General features: G+C 27.5%; 15 protein-coding genes. 5 read left to right on the top strand and 10 right to left on the bottom strand.

The window, feature by feature from the left end; translation table 11 throughout:
• Positions 1–21: 21 nt before the first annotated feature.
• The gene (locus L3B98_RS25425; protein WP_077363637.1) at positions 22–888 is read left to right on the top strand and encodes a GNAT family N-acetyltransferase; all 867 of its coding nucleotides are present in this window, start codon (positions 22–24) and stop codon (positions 886–888) included.
• Between the two features lie 123 nt (positions 889–1,011).
• Positions 1,012–2,379, top strand: a complete 1,368-nt coding sequence (gene miaB, locus L3B98_RS25420; protein ID WP_077363634.1) for a tRNA (N6-isopentenyl adenosine(37)-C2)-methylthiotransferase MiaB — start codon at positions 1,012–1,014, stop codon at positions 2,377–2,379.
• A gap of 186 nt (positions 2,380–2,565) precedes the next feature.
• Here the strand turns inward: miaB and ybaK are convergent, their stop codons facing one another.
• A complete protein-coding gene (gene ybaK / locus L3B98_RS25415) occupies positions 2,566–3,048 on the bottom strand; it encodes a Cys-tRNA(Pro) deacylase (protein ID WP_238918745.1) in 483 nt (160 codons plus the stop codon).
• Positions 3,049–3,591: 543 nt separating this feature from the next.
• Between ybaK and L3B98_RS25410 the strand changes: the two genes are divergently transcribed.
• Positions 3,592–4,578, top strand: a complete 987-nt coding sequence (locus tag L3B98_RS25410; RefSeq protein ID WP_238918740.1) for a tyrosine recombinase XerC — start codon at positions 3,592–3,594, stop codon at positions 4,576–4,578.
• A 108-nt stretch (positions 4,579–4,686) separates the two neighbouring features.
• On the opposite strand, the gene L3B98_RS25405 is transcribed toward L3B98_RS25410, so the two are convergent.
• Positions 4,687–5,256: a hypothetical protein gene (locus L3B98_RS25405; RefSeq protein ID WP_015393318.1), complete on the bottom strand. Its 570-nt coding sequence runs from the start codon at positions 5,254–5,256 to the stop codon at positions 4,687–4,689.
• Between the two features lie 78 nt (positions 5,257–5,334).
• Positions 5,335–5,769, bottom strand: coding sequence for a hypothetical protein (locus L3B98_RS25400; protein WP_015393317.1), 435 nt, complete (start codon positions 5,767–5,769; stop codon positions 5,335–5,337).
• Between the two features lie 279 nt (positions 5,770–6,048).
• Between L3B98_RS25400 and lexA the strand changes: the two genes are divergently transcribed.
• Positions 6,049–6,657, top strand: a complete 609-nt coding sequence (gene lexA / locus L3B98_RS25395) for a transcriptional repressor LexA (protein ID WP_015393316.1) — start codon at positions 6,049–6,051, stop codon at positions 6,655–6,657.
• Between the two features lie 190 nt (positions 6,658–6,847).
• On the opposite strand, the gene L3B98_RS25390 is transcribed toward lexA, so the two are convergent.
• The 4 genes from L3B98_RS25390 to mutL form a co-directional block, all read right to left on the bottom strand.
• Positions 6,848–8,137, bottom strand: a complete 1,290-nt coding sequence (locus L3B98_RS25390) for a methionine gamma-lyase family protein (RefSeq protein WP_238918739.1) — start codon at positions 8,135–8,137, stop codon at positions 6,848–6,850.
• Between the two features lie 117 nt (positions 8,138–8,254).
• The gene (gene hfq / locus L3B98_RS25385; protein WP_077363626.1) at positions 8,255–8,500 is read right to left on the bottom strand and encodes an RNA chaperone Hfq; all 246 of its coding nucleotides are present in this window, start codon (positions 8,498–8,500) and stop codon (positions 8,255–8,257) included.
• A gap of 49 nt (positions 8,501–8,549) precedes the next feature.
• The gene (gene miaA, locus L3B98_RS25380) at positions 8,550–9,479 is read right to left on the bottom strand and encodes a tRNA (adenosine(37)-N6)-dimethylallyltransferase MiaA (protein ID WP_015393313.1); all 930 of its coding nucleotides are present in this window, start codon (positions 9,477–9,479) and stop codon (positions 8,550–8,552) included.
• A gap of 26 nt (positions 9,480–9,505) precedes the next feature.
• On the bottom strand, positions 9,506–11,479 hold the full coding sequence (gene mutL, locus L3B98_RS25375; RefSeq protein ID WP_238918737.1) for a DNA mismatch repair endonuclease MutL: 1,974 nt from the start codon (positions 11,477–11,479) through the stop codon (positions 9,506–9,508).
• A gap of 199 nt (positions 11,480–11,678) precedes the next feature.
• Between mutL and L3B98_RS29030 the strand changes: the two genes are divergently transcribed.
• Positions 11,679–11,813, top strand: a complete 135-nt coding sequence (locus tag L3B98_RS29030; RefSeq protein ID WP_275298502.1) for a hypothetical protein — start codon at positions 11,679–11,681, stop codon at positions 11,811–11,813.
• A 50-nt stretch (positions 11,814–11,863) separates the two neighbouring features.
• Here L3B98_RS29030 and L3B98_RS25370 read toward each other — a convergent pair whose 3' ends face one another.
• From L3B98_RS25370 to fliB, 3 genes are all read right to left on the bottom strand, one after another.
• Positions 11,864–13,027: an SAM-dependent methyltransferase gene (locus L3B98_RS25370; protein WP_238918736.1), complete on the bottom strand. Its 1,164-nt coding sequence runs from the start codon at positions 13,025–13,027 to the stop codon at positions 11,864–11,866.
• An 82-nt stretch (positions 13,028–13,109) separates the two neighbouring features.
• A complete protein-coding gene (gene aat / locus L3B98_RS25365; protein ID WP_238918735.1) occupies positions 13,110–13,775 on the bottom strand; it encodes a leucyl/phenylalanyl-tRNA--protein transferase in 666 nt (221 codons plus the stop codon).
• Positions 13,776–13,811: 36 nt separating this feature from the next.
• A complete protein-coding gene (gene fliB / locus L3B98_RS25360; protein WP_238918731.1) occupies positions 13,812–15,035 on the bottom strand; it encodes a flagellin lysine-N-methylase in 1,224 nt (407 codons plus the stop codon).
• Positions 15,036–15,144 lie beyond the last annotated feature (109 nt).

The raw sequence follows: 15,144 nt of genomic DNA, 5'->3' as shown, positions 1-15,144 counted from the left end.
AATGGGAAACGAGGAAATAATATGGTCTTACTAGAAAAATTGTCATTATTTAATATGGAGCATTTTAGGAAATTATATAATAAAAATGAAGATGCTTATACTTGCAATAAAAGTTTTTTTGAAATATATGATGAAGAACATTTTTTAATAAAATATCTAATAAGAAAGCAAATAAAGCTATTTAAGGTCAATAAAGAATATATTGGATACATATGGTATGAATATCCTTCTCAAAGTGGCTTAAGTAATATATATGCTATATACTTGAAAGAAGAATATATGGATATGATAAATACAAGAATGTTATCTTTTTTTAAGAGAACTACATTTCGATACGATATGATAGCAAGTTCGAGGAATTCGAATATTATGAAAAAATTAAATTTTAATGTTAATTCCAAAAATATTTTGATGAAAATTAAAACAACTAATTTTATTAATGTTATTAAAGATTGTATTAAATTTAGGCATTTTAAAGAGGGCCAAGATGAAGAATTAAGATGTGAAGTTCAAAATTCTGTATTTAATGACAAAAATAGAATACCATTGACCATAGAGGATGTTAGAAGGGAAGAAGCTGAAGAGTACTACATTAACAACTTTGGAGTTTTTATTTATAATAATCAAGGACAAGTTGTAGGTTATGGACAAGTGATATATAACAAAGGATTATATACAATAGTGAATCTTGGGATTTTAAAAGAACACAGAAGACATGGTTATGGTGAGGTGCTATTAAGATATCTAATTAATATTTGTAAACAAAATTCAATAAATGATGTATATATTAGAGTGGATAAGGATAATTTAAAAGCTATAGCTTTATATACCAAAGTTGGATTTAAAGAATACCAATCCTTTGTTAGTTGGTACAAGCATATTAATTAATAAAAATAAGAAGTTGTATTGTAATATGACTTCTTTATTTTTTTGAGTTTCATCTTGGTCTTTCAATTATATAGATAATTTGTTATAATACTATGGAACTTGTTTTAAAACGGAGGAATACTAATGAATTTTAATATAGAACAATTAGAAGAACAAAAAATTACTAATGAAAAAAAATACTTCTTTATTCAAACGTATGGATGTCAAATGAATGAAGAAGATTCAGAAAAACTTTCAGGAATGCTTAAAAGAATGGGTTATGAAAGTACTGAAGTTAGAGATGAGGCTTCGATCATTATTTTTAATACTTGTTGTGTTAGAGAAAATGCAGAAAACAAAGTCTATGGCAATCTTGGAGCATTAAAAAATCAAAAAGAAAAAAATCCTGATTTGATCATTGGAATATGTGGATGTATGATGCAACAAAAAGGAATGGCTGATGAGATTCTTAAGAAATACCCACATGTTAACATAATTTTTGGTACACATAATTCATACAAATTCCCAGAATACTTAAATAGGGTAAGGACTGAAGGCGTACAAATTAAAGAAATCGTCAATAAAGAAACAGAAATTGTTGAAGGAGTTCCAATAGATAGGAAAAGTGACATAAAAGGATTTGTAACTATAATGTATGGATGTAATAATTTTTGTACATACTGTATAGTTCCGTATGTTAGAGGTAGAGAAAGAAGTAGAAAGCCTGAAGACATAGAAAAAGAAATAAGAGATATGGTTGCAAGTGGATACAAAGAAGTAACGCTTCTTGGGCAAAATGTAAATTCATATGGAAAAGAACTTGAAGATAAAATATCTTTTGCTGAACTTTTGAGAAGAGTAAATGAAATTGAAGGTTTAGAAAGAATCAGATTTATGACATCTCATCCTAAGGATTTAACAGAAGATGTTATATATGCTATAAGAGATTGTGATAAGGTTTGTGAACAAATTCATTTGCCAGTACAAAGTGGTTCGGATAGAATACTTAAAGAAATGAATAGACATTATACTAAAGATCACTACATGGAATTAGCTAAAAAAATAAGAGAAGAGATTCCGGATGCAACATTCTCTACTGATATTATAGTTGGCTTCCCTGGAGAAACTGAGGAAGACTTTAATGAAACTTTAGAGCTGGCTAGGGAAATTGAGTATGATGCTGCGTTTACTTTTATTTATTCAAGAAGAAATCATACACCAGCAGATAAAATGGAAAACCAAATTTCTGATGATGTAAAACATGAAAGATTTAATAGATTAGTAGAAGTAGTAAATAACGGTATTGCTAAAGGAAATAAAAAAGCCGAAGGGAAAGTCTATGAAGTTTTAGTAGAAGGTACTAGCAAAAATGACGATTCGAAATTAACAGGAAGAACTAGAAATGGAAAGCTAGTAAACTTTGAAGGTGGGAAAGAGCTAATAGGAGAATTAGTTCAAGTTAAAATAGTAAAAGCAAATTCTTTCTCATTAGTTGGAGAAGTTGTGAAATAATTTTAACGCATAAGATTAATAGAGATACTTGATAAATAAAAATAATCTGTGATTTAAATCATACTAAATGTATTTGTATAATCACAGATTATTTGCTTTATAAAAATAAATAATTAATTAAATAAGTTTCTGACATGAATAAGTAAAAGAAGTAGAGTAGTTATATATAAATTTTAAGATGTCTTTTTAGTTGGACTTGATAATATCAACAAATGAACATCCGATAACTTTGGATAAATCGTTTGGATTCATTTCTATTTGAAAACCAATTTTACCGCCGCTGAAAACAATTGTATTAAAACTCAAAGCACTGTCATGAACAAAGGTTTTAAAAACTTTTTTCATACCAAGAGGAGAGCAACCACCCCTGATATAACCTGTAATTTTATTTATATCTTTAACATGTATCATTTCAACATTTTTTTCATTAGCAGCTTTACTTGCTTTCTTTAAATCCAATTCTTCAGCTACAGGTACTACAAACACATAATATTCTTTTGAATGACCTTGTGTAACTAATGTTTTAAATACGGATTCAACATCTTTTCCTATTTTATGTGCAACGGCAATTCCGTCAATTTTACCGTCCTTGTTTTCATAATTGTAAGTTGAATATGTAATAGCATTGCTATCTAAAATTCTCATAGCGTTAGTTTTTCCTTGTGCCATAATTGTGAATTTCCTCCTTGGCTTTATAAAAATATTATTTTCTTTAATGAAATGCAATTTTATTATAACACAATAAAATTTGAACTGAAACTTGAGTTTGCTTAAATTGGATTTAAGTTTTATTTAAAAGTGACTTTTATAATTTTTAATTATGTTCGAATTTAGAATTTTGTCAGAATCGAAGTCAAAATCTACTGATGTTTAATTGTAACACTAGAAAAAATATTTAAGTTTAGGTTTTAAAACTAGATTTATATAAGTTAAGAAAAGTGATTTGCTTTTTTATAAATTAATTATTCGACCAACTAATTAGTTAAAATTATAAGTATAAAGAAAAATACAGCAATTAATGTTTAGATACAAATAAAATCTATATAATAACAATACAATAAACTGAAATTAATAAAAATATTAATAAAAAATGCTTAAATTAATTTCGGGAAATGCATATTTCCCGAAATTAATTGATTAAAAATAGATTTACTGGTATAATTATATTAAGTATTTAGAAATGCTTAATATAATTACAATGGAGATAAAAATATGAGTTATGATTTTGATATATTTGCAAACAATAAATTACCGGTTTCGGCAGTTGATTTTTTAACTTACTTGGAAACGATAAAAAATAAATCTGAAAACACTATTAATGCATATAGAAAGGATTTAATAATATTTTTTAGATTTATGCTAAAATATAGAGGTTTAACAAGCGAAGGAATAGAATTTGATGATATTGATATAACTTCCATTAATGATGAATTTATAAAATCTATTAGATTAAGAGATCTTTATGCCTTCATGTCTTTTACAGAAAAATATAGACAAAACAGCGCTTATGCTAGAGCTAGAAAAGTTGCTACTTTAAAATCTTATTTTAAATTTCTTCAAGGAAAAGCAAAAATAATAACAGAAAATCCAACTTTAGAGCTTGAATCTCCCAAAGTTAATAAAAGACATCCAATTTATTTAACATTAAATCAAAGCTTACATTTGTTGGAGTCTCTTGATAAAAAGAATAAGAACTATCAACGTGATTACTGCATTCTTACATTATTTTTGAATTGTGGTATGAGATTATCCGAATTATGCAGCATACAACTAACAAAGTTTAAAGGTGATACATTAAGCATTATTGGTAAAGGCGACAAAGAAAGAACTGTTTATTTGAATGATGCCTGCTTAAAAGCTCTGGATAATTACTTGAAAGTTAGAGATGATTCAAAAGCATTACCAGAAGATAAAAAATATTTATTCCTTTCATCAAGGAATACACCAATTAATCAAAGAACTGTTGAAATAATGATAAAAAAACATATAACAAATGCAGGGCTAACAGATGATAAATATACGCCTCATAAATTAAGGCACACTGCTGCTACTCTTATGTATAAATACGGCAATGTTGATATAAGAAGTTTACAAAGTATATTAGGTCACGAGAATATTTCAACTACCCAAATTTACACACATGTAGATGATGATTCTTTAAGAGATGCAGTAAAATCAAATCCGTTGTCAAAATTATAATAGATTTATTTTAAAAATATCGCACTCTACTCTGCTTTTATTAAATAATAATTAAAGGTTATTAGTCTGCAATAACTAATAACCTTTTGTAAAATAAAAATATATAATTTAAGGTCTTAAGGGATTTCCGTAAACCCTATTGAATTCATCAACATATGCTGGCTCTTTTCCTTCGTACATTATAAGCGTATTCCCTTTTCTATAATAGTAAGGGCTATTCGCAAACTTAGCATCAGTACCATTGATGGTCATTCCATTTGGAGCTATTCTGTTTATATCTCCTTCTAAATCTGAGGCTGAATTGTATTCGTAAAGTCTGACGGCATCTCCACCTAATTTATAGTTGGTTTCTTTGCCTTTAAAATAATTCTTTGTGTTGTTAGCCCAGTCAGTTACTGTATATCCTGCATTAGAAATATCATTTTTAAAATTTTGAGCTGTATAATTTGCAGCATTTACAGCGTTATCAGTTGCGTTTCTGGCAGTATCAGCAGAATTTCGAGTAGCATCAGCTGCATTTTGGCTATAAGATCTTGTGTTATTAATACCATCTTGAACGTTATTTGAATTGTTATTGTTTCTATTTCTGTTTCTAGCTGTATTACCACATCCAGTTAAAGAAAGTGAGGCTACAACAAATGCTGCTAAAATTAATGCTGTAGTAGATTTTCGCTTCATAGTATATCATCCTTTCACTTTAAAACATATTTCAGTTTTATTATGTGAAAATAGATAAAATATATGCACCAACAATTATTAAGCTTTTTTTACTCTTCTAACTCCAGGATAAATTTCTTCTGTCATCTCTTCTAAAGTTAAATCATCTAGTGATGCAACTTCATCTAAATATTCAATATGCTCAAAAGCATCTTCATATTCTACATCATCAGAATCAGAGGATTCAGGGATGTTGTCAAAATCAGTTTTGTTATTTACAAATCTTTTATATATATCTTGTAAGCTTAAATTGTCTTTTTCTATTTCATTTAGATCTTCATCATTTAGATTAGACTTCAAGTCATTTAAAAACTCTTCCTCTAATAGTTCATTTTCTTCTTGAGTTTTAGCTATATCTTCAATTTTAATTGCTTTTGTATCTATACCATTAATTTCTAAGCATTTACCACAATTGTCACAAAGTTTGTTTTCATAAATATCGCAATAATCATCGTCAGTATATTTAAATGTCATTTTGAACACCTCTTTCACTAATTTAACTTTAAAATTATATCAAAAAAAGTTAATCAAAGCAAATAAAACTTTAAAAATACAAGTTATATATATTAGCTTATTAAATTTAACTCCATCTTTATTCTAATATTATATAATAATTGATAATTGTGGTAGTATTATTTATATTTTGGGCAATAATATTAAGATAAATGCTAATTATTAATTGATAAAGAACGTTAGTTTGCTATATTAAATTGTATATGATATAATAATTTTAAGAATAGTGAGGTGTTTGTAATGTCAGACGAAAAAGATAAGCAATCAGAAATATATGACTTTTTAAAATCTTATACAGAAAGTAAAGGATATCCTCCTTCAGTAAGAGAAATTTGTGAAGCTGTATCCTTAAGATCAACTTCAACTGTTCATGGTCATTTAAAGAGATTAGAAAAAAAGGGTATGATAAAAAGAGATCCATCTAAACCTAGAGCTTTAGAAATCGCGGAACTTTCTATGCCTAAAAAAGAAATGATTAATGTTCCTATTATAGGTAAAATAACAGCTGGACTTCCAATACTTGCAACTGAAAATATTGAAGATACATTTCCGATTCCTTTAGATTATATTAAGCATGATAATGATTTGTTTATACTCCACGTATCTGGTGAAAGTATGATAAATGTGGGTATTAGAGATAAAGATTTAGCAATAATCGAAAGTTCTCAAAGTGCTAAAAGCGGAGATATTGTTGTAGCTTTAATTGATGATAGTGCTACAATTAAAAGATTCTTTAAAGAAAAAGATCATATAAGATTGCAACCTGAAAATGATAATATGGATCCAATTATAGTGGATGACTGCAAAATTTTAGGAAAGCTCGTTGGTATTTTTAGATCTTTTGCATAAAACATATTGATTTTAGTAAAGTTTGAATTTTATAAGTTAAAAGGATTGTATAAATTACAGTAAATTTATACAATCTTTTTTATAATATATTTGTTTAAATAAATTAATTATTTAGTGAATATTTTAATTTCAAATTACAAAATTAATACCTACAATAAAAATTATTCATAATTAATCACTTATTATTATTTTATTTAACTTCTAAAACTCTGCTTAGACCAATTAATACACCAATTTTACCATGATCAAAATTTAATCCGCCTTGTATATATGCTATGTATGGTTCTCTTACAGGCCCATCGGCTGATAATTCAATGGTTGATCCAGAGATGAAAGCTCCAGCTGCCATAACTATCTCACTATCATACCCAGGCATTACCCATGGCTCACATACAGCAAAAGCATCTATTGGAGAACCTGCTTGGATTCCACTACAGAAATTGATTAATTTTTGTGGATTTCCAAATTCTATAGCTTGAATTATGTCTGTTCTCTTATCAGATGATGCTGGGAATACTTTAAATCCTGCTATTTCCATTACTCTAGCACAAAAGATAGCAGTTTTCACAGCTTCAATAGCCACATGAGGGGCAGAAAATAATCCTTGGTAAAAACTTCTCATTAAACCGTAAGTAGCACCGTACTCTCCTCCTACTCCTGGAACAGTCATTCTGTTAGCAGCAGCATCAACATAAGCTTTCTTACCAACAATATAACCACCACCTGGTGCAATACCTCCACCTATGTTTTTCATTAGTGATCCAGCCATAATATCTGCACCAAATTCTGTTGGTTCTGTTATTTCAATAAATTCTCCATAACAATTATCTACAAAGATTATAACGTCATCCCTAACTTCTTTTATATGTTTAATAACTTCAGCTATCTCACAAACTAAAAATGACTTTCTTGAAGCATAACCAGTGCTTCTTTGAATATGAATAAGTTTGATTTTACTATCAGTTCTTAATTTTTCTTTAATTATATCAAATTGGAATTTACCTTCTTTATCTAAATCTACAACGTCTGTTTTAATTCCATATTGATCTAAAGAGCCTGCATTTTTTTTCTCAGATAATCCAAGTACTCCAAGTAAAGTGTCGTATGGCAAACCTGATACGCATAATATTTTATCTCCAGGCATTACATTACCTGCAATTGCACATCCTATTGCATGAGTTCCGCTAACAAAGTGAGGTCTAACTAGACCAGCCTCTGTATTAAAAATATTAGCATATACTTTATCTAAGGCATCTCTACCTATATCATCAAGTCCATATCCAGTAGTATTTGTGAAATGAGAATCACTTATTTTTTCAGCTTGAAAAGCATTTAAAACCTTAAGTTGGTTGAATTCTCTAATATCATCATACTCTTCAAATTGAGCTTCAGTATCAGCTAAAGCCTGTCTATATATTTCAAAAGTCCTTTCACTTATTTTATAATTATTAATTAAAAATTCTTCTGTTTTTCTTAACATATCTAAGTATATCCTCCAAAGTTTATTGATTTATTTTAACATATTCTTGTAATCACGAATGTTACTATGAATATGAATTTATACCCAAAAATAAATAGGCAAAAATTTGCCTATTTATTAATTCCCCACATATTCACTATCTGTAAATAAAATTGGTTTAGCTGGCGTTATAGTTGATATTGAATGTTTATATATAAGCATTTGCTTATTATCACAATCTAAAATAACGGTAAAATTATCAAACCCTTTTACAACACCCTTTAACTGAAATCCATTAAGTAAATGGATAACTAAAGTTATTTTGTTTTTTCTTGCATTGTTTAAGAAAATGTCTTGTAGATTATTTTGTTGCTTATTAACCAAAATATAACACCTCCAGTAAGTAATAAATCCTCTACTAATATTATAACACTTAATTATTTATTATGTCATTATATACTTTTTCTATAATTTTATCATCACTCAATACATCTTTATCTAAAAAAATACATCTTTTATCACGTCTAAACCATGTCAATTGACGTTTTGCATAATTTCTTGAACCTTGTTTTATCATATCAACAGCTTCAGATAAAGAAAGATTTCCCTCCAAATGATACAATAACTCCTTATATCCTATTCCTTGCATTGCCTGAATATCTGAAGTATACCCCATCTCTTTTAGTCTTATGCATTCCTCTAGAAGTCCCTTTTCCATCATTATATCAACTCGTTTATTTATTCTTTCATACAATCTTTGTCTATCCATTGTCAAAACGTAATAAAATACGTCATAATCACTATTATAAAAATCACTTCCAGCATTATATGAACTAAATGGCTTATTTGTAAGTTTATATACCTCTAAAGCTCTAATAACACGTTTTCTGTTATTAGCATGTATTTCTTTATAACTTATAGGGTCAATATCTTTCAACATTTCATGGATATATTCATTTCCTTTTTCAATTGCTAAATATTCTAAGTATTTTCTATAATCATCATCTTTTTCTGCTTCAGTAAACGTCATATTACAGGTTAAGGAGTTAATATATAAACCAGTTCCACCAGATATTATTGGGAACTTATGATTAAGAATAATACTATTTAATGCAGCTTCTCCGTATTCTTTAAAATCTGCTACAGAGAATGGAGTATCAGGCTCAATTACATCAATTAGATGATGTTTAATACCATCCATTTCTTCTATAGTAACTTTTGCTGAGCCTATATCCATGTACTTATATATTTGCATGGAATCTGCTGAAATTATTTCTCCATTTAATTTTTGGGCTAATTTTATGGAAAGCTCTGTTTTTCCTACTGCTGTTGGTCCGCCTATTACTAATAACTTTTGTTTCATTAATGTATCCTTCCACTATTGTATTGTTATACTATTCTTCTAAATTTTTTGTCTATATCAGTGCTAGTGAATTTAATAATTACTGGTCTGCCATGAGGGCAATGAAATGGATCATCGATGTATCTTAAGTCTTCAATTAATTTAACCATTTCATTTATATCAAGTTTATCATTTGCCTTTATTGCAGCCTTACAGGCTTTTGTTGCTATTGCATTATGTTTCACTTCAATAGTTTTACCATTGCCTAAATTTTTCAAATTATCAAGAATATCTAAAAATAAATCTTTTGGATTAAGTCTTCCAAGAAAATAAGGAACTTCTTTTAAAGACAATGAATTACCTCCGAATTCTTCAAGTAAGAAACCAGCAGCTTTAAATACCTCTTTATTTTCTTCATAATAAGAGTAATCATCAATGCTTAAATCAATAATGCTTGGCACCATAAGTGGTTGAATTATTATTGTTCCCATTTCAATTTCTTTTAAATATTTTTCAAATAATATTTTCTCATGAGCAGCATGTTGGTCTATCATATATAAAGTGCCGTCATATTCTCCTAGAATATATGTTTTATTATATTGGCCAATAATTGAGAGTGCCGGAAACTTAGCGATAGGTTCCGGTTTTATATTTTGAGTTTCAACTGTTTCACTTTCATATTCTTGAAAAGGTTCATTGTTATTTTCAACATTATAAGGATTCTCGATGTGCTCCTTAAGCACTGTAACTTCTTCTATTGAATTAGATTTCAAATCTACTGGAATGGTGACATCTATTTTTTGTATATCATCAATATGATTTATTTCAGGCTGTATATTACTACTATATGTAACTATGTTGTGATCATTATTGTTGACTTTAAGGTCTTTTCCTTCTTCAATCATGGTCTTGACAGACGAATTAAGCAATTTTACTTTTTCTTCTTCTTCTTTTATTTTAAAAGTTATTTCTTCAAAAGTTGGAGGTGTATATGTATTGTCATTTTCTTCTTTAATTGCAAAAGTTTCAAAGACTTCATTTTTTAAAGAAGTATGGACTGCACCAAAGATCTTTTTAAATAGCATTCTTTCATCATTGAATTTGACTTCTGCTTTAGTTGGATGAATATTAACATCAACGTATTCTGGATAAACCTCTATATATAATATGAAAAAAGGAAATTTATTTACTGTAGAAAAAGATTTAAACGCTTGTTCTACAGCTACAGTCAAAGCTTTATTTTTGATATATCTTTTATTTACGAAGATACTTTGATTGTTTCTTGAACCTCTTGCTATTTCTTCCTTACCGATATAGCCGTAAACAGTAATAAGGTCAGAGGTTTCACTGAAATAAATTATGTTATCGGTTATAGCTTTACCATAGATAGTTCTTATAACATCTTTAAGCTCTCCATTACCAAAGGTGTGAAGAACCTTTTTTTGATTATTATATAATTTGAAGCTTATCTTAGGATTAGCCAATGCTAATCTTGTAATTATATCGTTAATTACAGAAGCTTCTTTTGAAACAGATTTTAAAAATTTCTTTCTAGCTGGAACATTAAAAAATAAATCACGAACTTCTAGAATAGTTCCTTTATTAACCCCACATTCAGTTACTTCTGTAAAATTATTTCCTTCTATAGTTACTTCATAACCTAGATCTTGATCTTTTTCCTTTGATTTTAAATTTACTTTAGCTACAGAAGCTATAGATGGAAGAGCTTCACCTCTAAATCCTAAAGTGTTTATATTAAAAATATCTTCAGATTCTTTAATCTTACTTGTTGCATGAGGAAGGAACGCCTTTGCAATATCATCTTTATAAATACCGTCTCCATCATCAATAATTCTAATTAGTGCTGTTCCGCCTTCTTCAATTTCAATTACTATGTTTTGAGCATTAGCATCTATGGAATTTTCAACCAATTCCTTTACAACTGAAGCAGGTCTTTCAACGACTTCACCAGCTGCTATCTTATTAGAAGTATCTTCACTAAGAATATTAATTCTCTTCATCTTTTTTCCCCCTCTCATTTGTTTGCTAAATAAATATCATAAATATTACTAAAATTATCATTCTCAAAATGTATTATAACTAATTTATACAATAATAACAATTGAAATCAGAGGAAATATTAATTATTAAATTGTATTTTATAATTTTATGGATAAGCTAATACAGAAGAAAATTTAAATAAAAGGAGGCAATATTATTATGAATAATGAAAAGTCTAGCAAAAGTGTATCTGAGCCATTAACGCGAAATTATGCAAAAGTAGTAAAAAATAAGGCAAATGAAAAAAGTCCCTATGGAGACGATGAACCTTCTCCACAAACAACTTTTAAATAATATAATATTAAAAATAGGTCACTCATATAACTATTCGAGTGACCTATATATTAAATTAAAGTATCATCTTTTAGTAGTTTATGTAAAGTTGGGCTTAAATTAAACTGCTTCATAAGATTAGTGACTTCAGTCAAGGCTTTTTGTTTCTTATCCTTAGATACGTGATCTTTTGATGCTCTTATTAATATATTTTTAGGTGAATGCGCTATATCTATAAATTCAAGAAGTTGTGTCTTGTAGCCTACACATTCTAAGAGATTAGCACGAACTGAATCTGTCATTAATGCTGAAATTCTTTCTTGAACAATACCGTACTTTGTTAGTATTGACAAGGAATCCGTTTTTATTTGATGGTTAAATTCATGTTGGCAACAAGGAACTGAAAAAATCATTTTTACATTCCATTTTATTGCATTATATAATGCATAATCTGTAGCCGTATCACACGCATGTAATGTAATTACCATATCAACCTTATTATTATACTTAAAACCATTTATGTCTCCTAACTCAAAGTGTAGATTATCATATTTATATCGCTTTGCTATATCATTGCATTTCTTTATTACATCTGCTTTAAGATCTAAGCCTATCATTTTAACATTAATTTTCTTGATCTCTACAAAATAATAATACAAAACAAAGGTCAAATAAGATTTTCCGCAACCAAAATCTAAAATAGTAAGGTCAGTGTAATCATTTTTTTTGATTTCATCATCTATTATCTCTACAAATCTATTTATTTGCTTATATTTATCATATTTAGAATTGATCACTTTACCTTCCTTAGTGAATATACCTAAATCAATAAGAGGCTCGATAATCATTCCTTCTTTTAAAATATAATTTTTTTCTTTATTATGGCTTTTATTAACCAACTTTGCATTATCACTTTTTTTCTTACTTAATAATACTTTACCTTTTTTTGATATTTTCACGTCAAAGGTATTATTGCTTGACCAAGCTGATATTTGTTTATAATTTGATGATACATATTCAAGGAGCTTTTCACCTAAAATATTTATATCAACATTTTCATGAAATACTTGCTTGTCAGTATATTTTTCTATTTGATAATATTTTTTATTATTGTTTTCTTTTAAAACAAATGTGATTTTATTATATTCAATATTATTATTCAGTTTATTACTAATAACTAATTTTATAATTTCGTCATTAATTATTTCATCAATAACTTTCTTTAATTCTTCCATTTTACAACACACCTTATAATTTATTTCTATATATTTAAGTAATATTATTATATATATCATATTTATAAATGAAAACTATTTTTTATCTTAAATAAGTTTCTTCTAAACCATTACTAAGTAAATTTTTAAAGGTATTCCAATCAACAAATTTCCCACCCATGCTTTCTAAGTGTTTGGTTTGCATTTGACAGTCTATAAAAAGATAACCTTCATTATTCAGCTTTTCAGCTAGTTTTATTAATGCTATTTTAGATGAATTACTTACTTTCGAGAACATACTTTCTCCAAAAAAGCATTTGCCTATTTTAACGCCATATAAGCCCCCAACTAAATCTTCATCTAGATACGTTTCAACACTCATTGCATATCCATTATTAAATAAGTTTATATATGCGGCCTTCATATCATCACTAATCCAAGTTTCTTCATTATTGTCCTCACGAATGTGTTTACAATTGTTAATTACACCTTCAAAATCAGCATTAAAGGTTACTTTAAATATATCTCTCTTGATGATTTTTTTCATGGATTTAGAGATATTAATTTCTTTAGGTATTAATATAAATCTAGGCTTAGGGCACCACCACAGTATAGGTTCTCCTTCGTTATACCATGGAAATATACCATTACAATAAGCCAAAAGTAATCTATCTAAGGATAAATCGCCTCCAATAGCTAAAAGTCCATCTTCTTCAGAAAGCTCAGGATTTGGAAAAATTATTTCTTTAGGTAATCTATATACTGGCATTATGCTCACTTCCTTAGTGAATATTTTTATTTCAAATTACAAAAGTATTTTTGCAAAGCGCTTATTATCTAATTCATATTCTTTAATATGAGTGAGAATATGCTTTAAGTAAGTTTCATCATGTTCAATTTCTTTAGTTAAAGATTGAATTATCTTTATTATATTATCTATTGTTATTTTCCCATTAGAAAGATAATAGCCTGCAATAAAAAATTTTATATACGATAATCTAACAAGCATCATGATATATCCATCATATACAATATCATTTTCAGAAAAAGGGAAAAGTTCTTTAAACATATGATTTACTAAATAATTTTCAAAAATATAGCTGTAAGGTTCAAAAATTTCCTTATCCAGTATGGTATAAGCTTTTAAATAAATTTGAGAGTTTTCTATAAGACTTTTATCTTCACTAAATTTAAAACCTAACATGACTTTATCGATGATCTCGCTGAAATTATCACTAATAAAAAATTTCGAAGCAGCTAACTTTTCTAATATGCCTTTATAAAATGATATTTGTAGCATATAGTCATTTATATCTCTTTGAAATTTGATTTTGTTTGATCTTATATCATATTCATCAACAAATTGAACCGTATTGTCATAATTGTAACATAATTTCCTACGAACATTTTCTAAAAACAATCCAAGATCAAATAATCTTTCGCTTAATTTGTATTTTCTGTTGGTGATGATATTAATACTTTTGTCTCTGATTTCTTTGATGTGTTTATAGTTTGTATCATTAATTTCATAGGTATTAGTATTGATTTCTTTTGCTATTACATAATTATTAGATATTAGTTCTTTACTATAGTCAAATGTTATTCCCTCTTCTTTTAAAAGTATGATTCTTGCAGCTTCTATGCAGGAAACATTAAGGGAAAGCTCGTAGCAGTCATCTATTTTATTAATAATTCTTGGATAAGTTGTACATACCTTTGAAAGATAATTTTCACCTAGATTAGCATGAATACTACAATAATTATCTTTACATAAAAAAGGACATTGAGTTTCATTATTTAATTTTATTTGCCCATAATCAATATTTGGATTCTTACAATTCTTTCTTACAATTATATTTTCGAGGATATCTGTATCAAATATATTATTTGGAATTTTTACATACTTATCAAAAGTATTTTTATCAATATGTATTTCCCATCCGTGGCAACAATTATCAGAACAATTACCGCCAATACATTTAAATTCTTTAATATATGAGGGATATCTGATTTCAACTTCTTCTTTCATGTAAAAATCTCCTACCATAATCATATTATATATACTAATTATCAATGTTCAAGTATCAATTAAGGAAAGCTACAAGGAGAAAGCTTATTTACTTATTTTTTAATAGAAC

This window comes from Clostridium sp. YIM B02555, assembly GCF_022320955.1.
In the GTDB taxonomy this organism is placed as follows: Bacteria; Bacillota; Clostridia; order Clostridiales; family Clostridiaceae; genus Clostridium; species Clostridium saccharoperbutylacetonicum.
The sequence above is the reverse complement of the archived record's forward strand: the minus strand, read 5'-3'. Positions and strand labels throughout refer to the sequence as shown.

Excerpts from the sequence above, each read along its gene's own strand:
- aat (WP_238918735.1), bottom strand. The coding sequence starts at position 13,775 with ATGCCAGTATATAGATTACCTAAAGAAATAATTTTTCCAAATCCTGAG.
- L3B98_RS25400 (WP_015393317.1), bottom strand. The coding sequence starts at position 5,769 with ATGACATTTAAATATACTGACGATGATTATTGCGATATTTATGAAAAC.
- fliB (WP_238918731.1), bottom strand. The coding sequence starts at position 15,035 with ATGAAAGAAGAAGTTGAAATCAGATATCCCTCATATATTAAAGAATTT.
- L3B98_RS25410 (WP_238918740.1), top strand. The coding sequence starts at position 3,592 with ATGAGTTATGATTTTGATATATTTGCAAACAATAAATTACCGGTTTCG.
- L3B98_RS25425 (WP_077363637.1), top strand. The coding sequence starts at position 22 with ATGGTCTTACTAGAAAAATTGTCATTATTTAATATGGAGCATTTTAGG.
- L3B98_RS25390 (WP_238918739.1), bottom strand. The coding sequence starts at position 8,137 with ATGTTAAGAAAAACAGAAGAATTTTTAATTAATAATTATAAAATAAGT.
- miaB (WP_077363634.1), top strand. The coding sequence starts at position 1,012 with ATGAATTTTAATATAGAACAATTAGAAGAACAAAAAATTACTAATGAA.
- ybaK (WP_238918745.1), bottom strand. The coding sequence starts at position 3,048 with ATGGCACAAGGAAAAACTAACGCTATGAGAATTTTAGATAGCAATGCT.
- miaA (WP_015393313.1), bottom strand. The coding sequence starts at position 9,479 with ATGAAACAAAAGTTATTAGTAATAGGCGGACCAACAGCAGTAGGAAAA.
- lexA (WP_015393316.1), top strand. The coding sequence starts at position 6,049 with ATGTCAGACGAAAAAGATAAGCAATCAGAAATATATGACTTTTTAAAA.
- L3B98_RS29030 (WP_275298502.1), top strand. The coding sequence starts at position 11,679 with ATGAATAATGAAAAGTCTAGCAAAAGTGTATCTGAGCCATTAACGCGA.
- L3B98_RS25370 (WP_238918736.1), bottom strand. The coding sequence starts at position 13,027 with ATGGAAGAATTAAAGAAAGTTATTGATGAAATAATTAATGACGAAATT.
- mutL (WP_238918737.1), bottom strand. The coding sequence starts at position 11,479 with ATGAAGAGAATTAATATTCTTAGTGAAGATACTTCTAATAAGATAGCA.
- L3B98_RS25405 (WP_015393318.1), bottom strand. The coding sequence starts at position 5,256 with ATGAAGCGAAAATCTACTACAGCATTAATTTTAGCAGCATTTGTTGTA.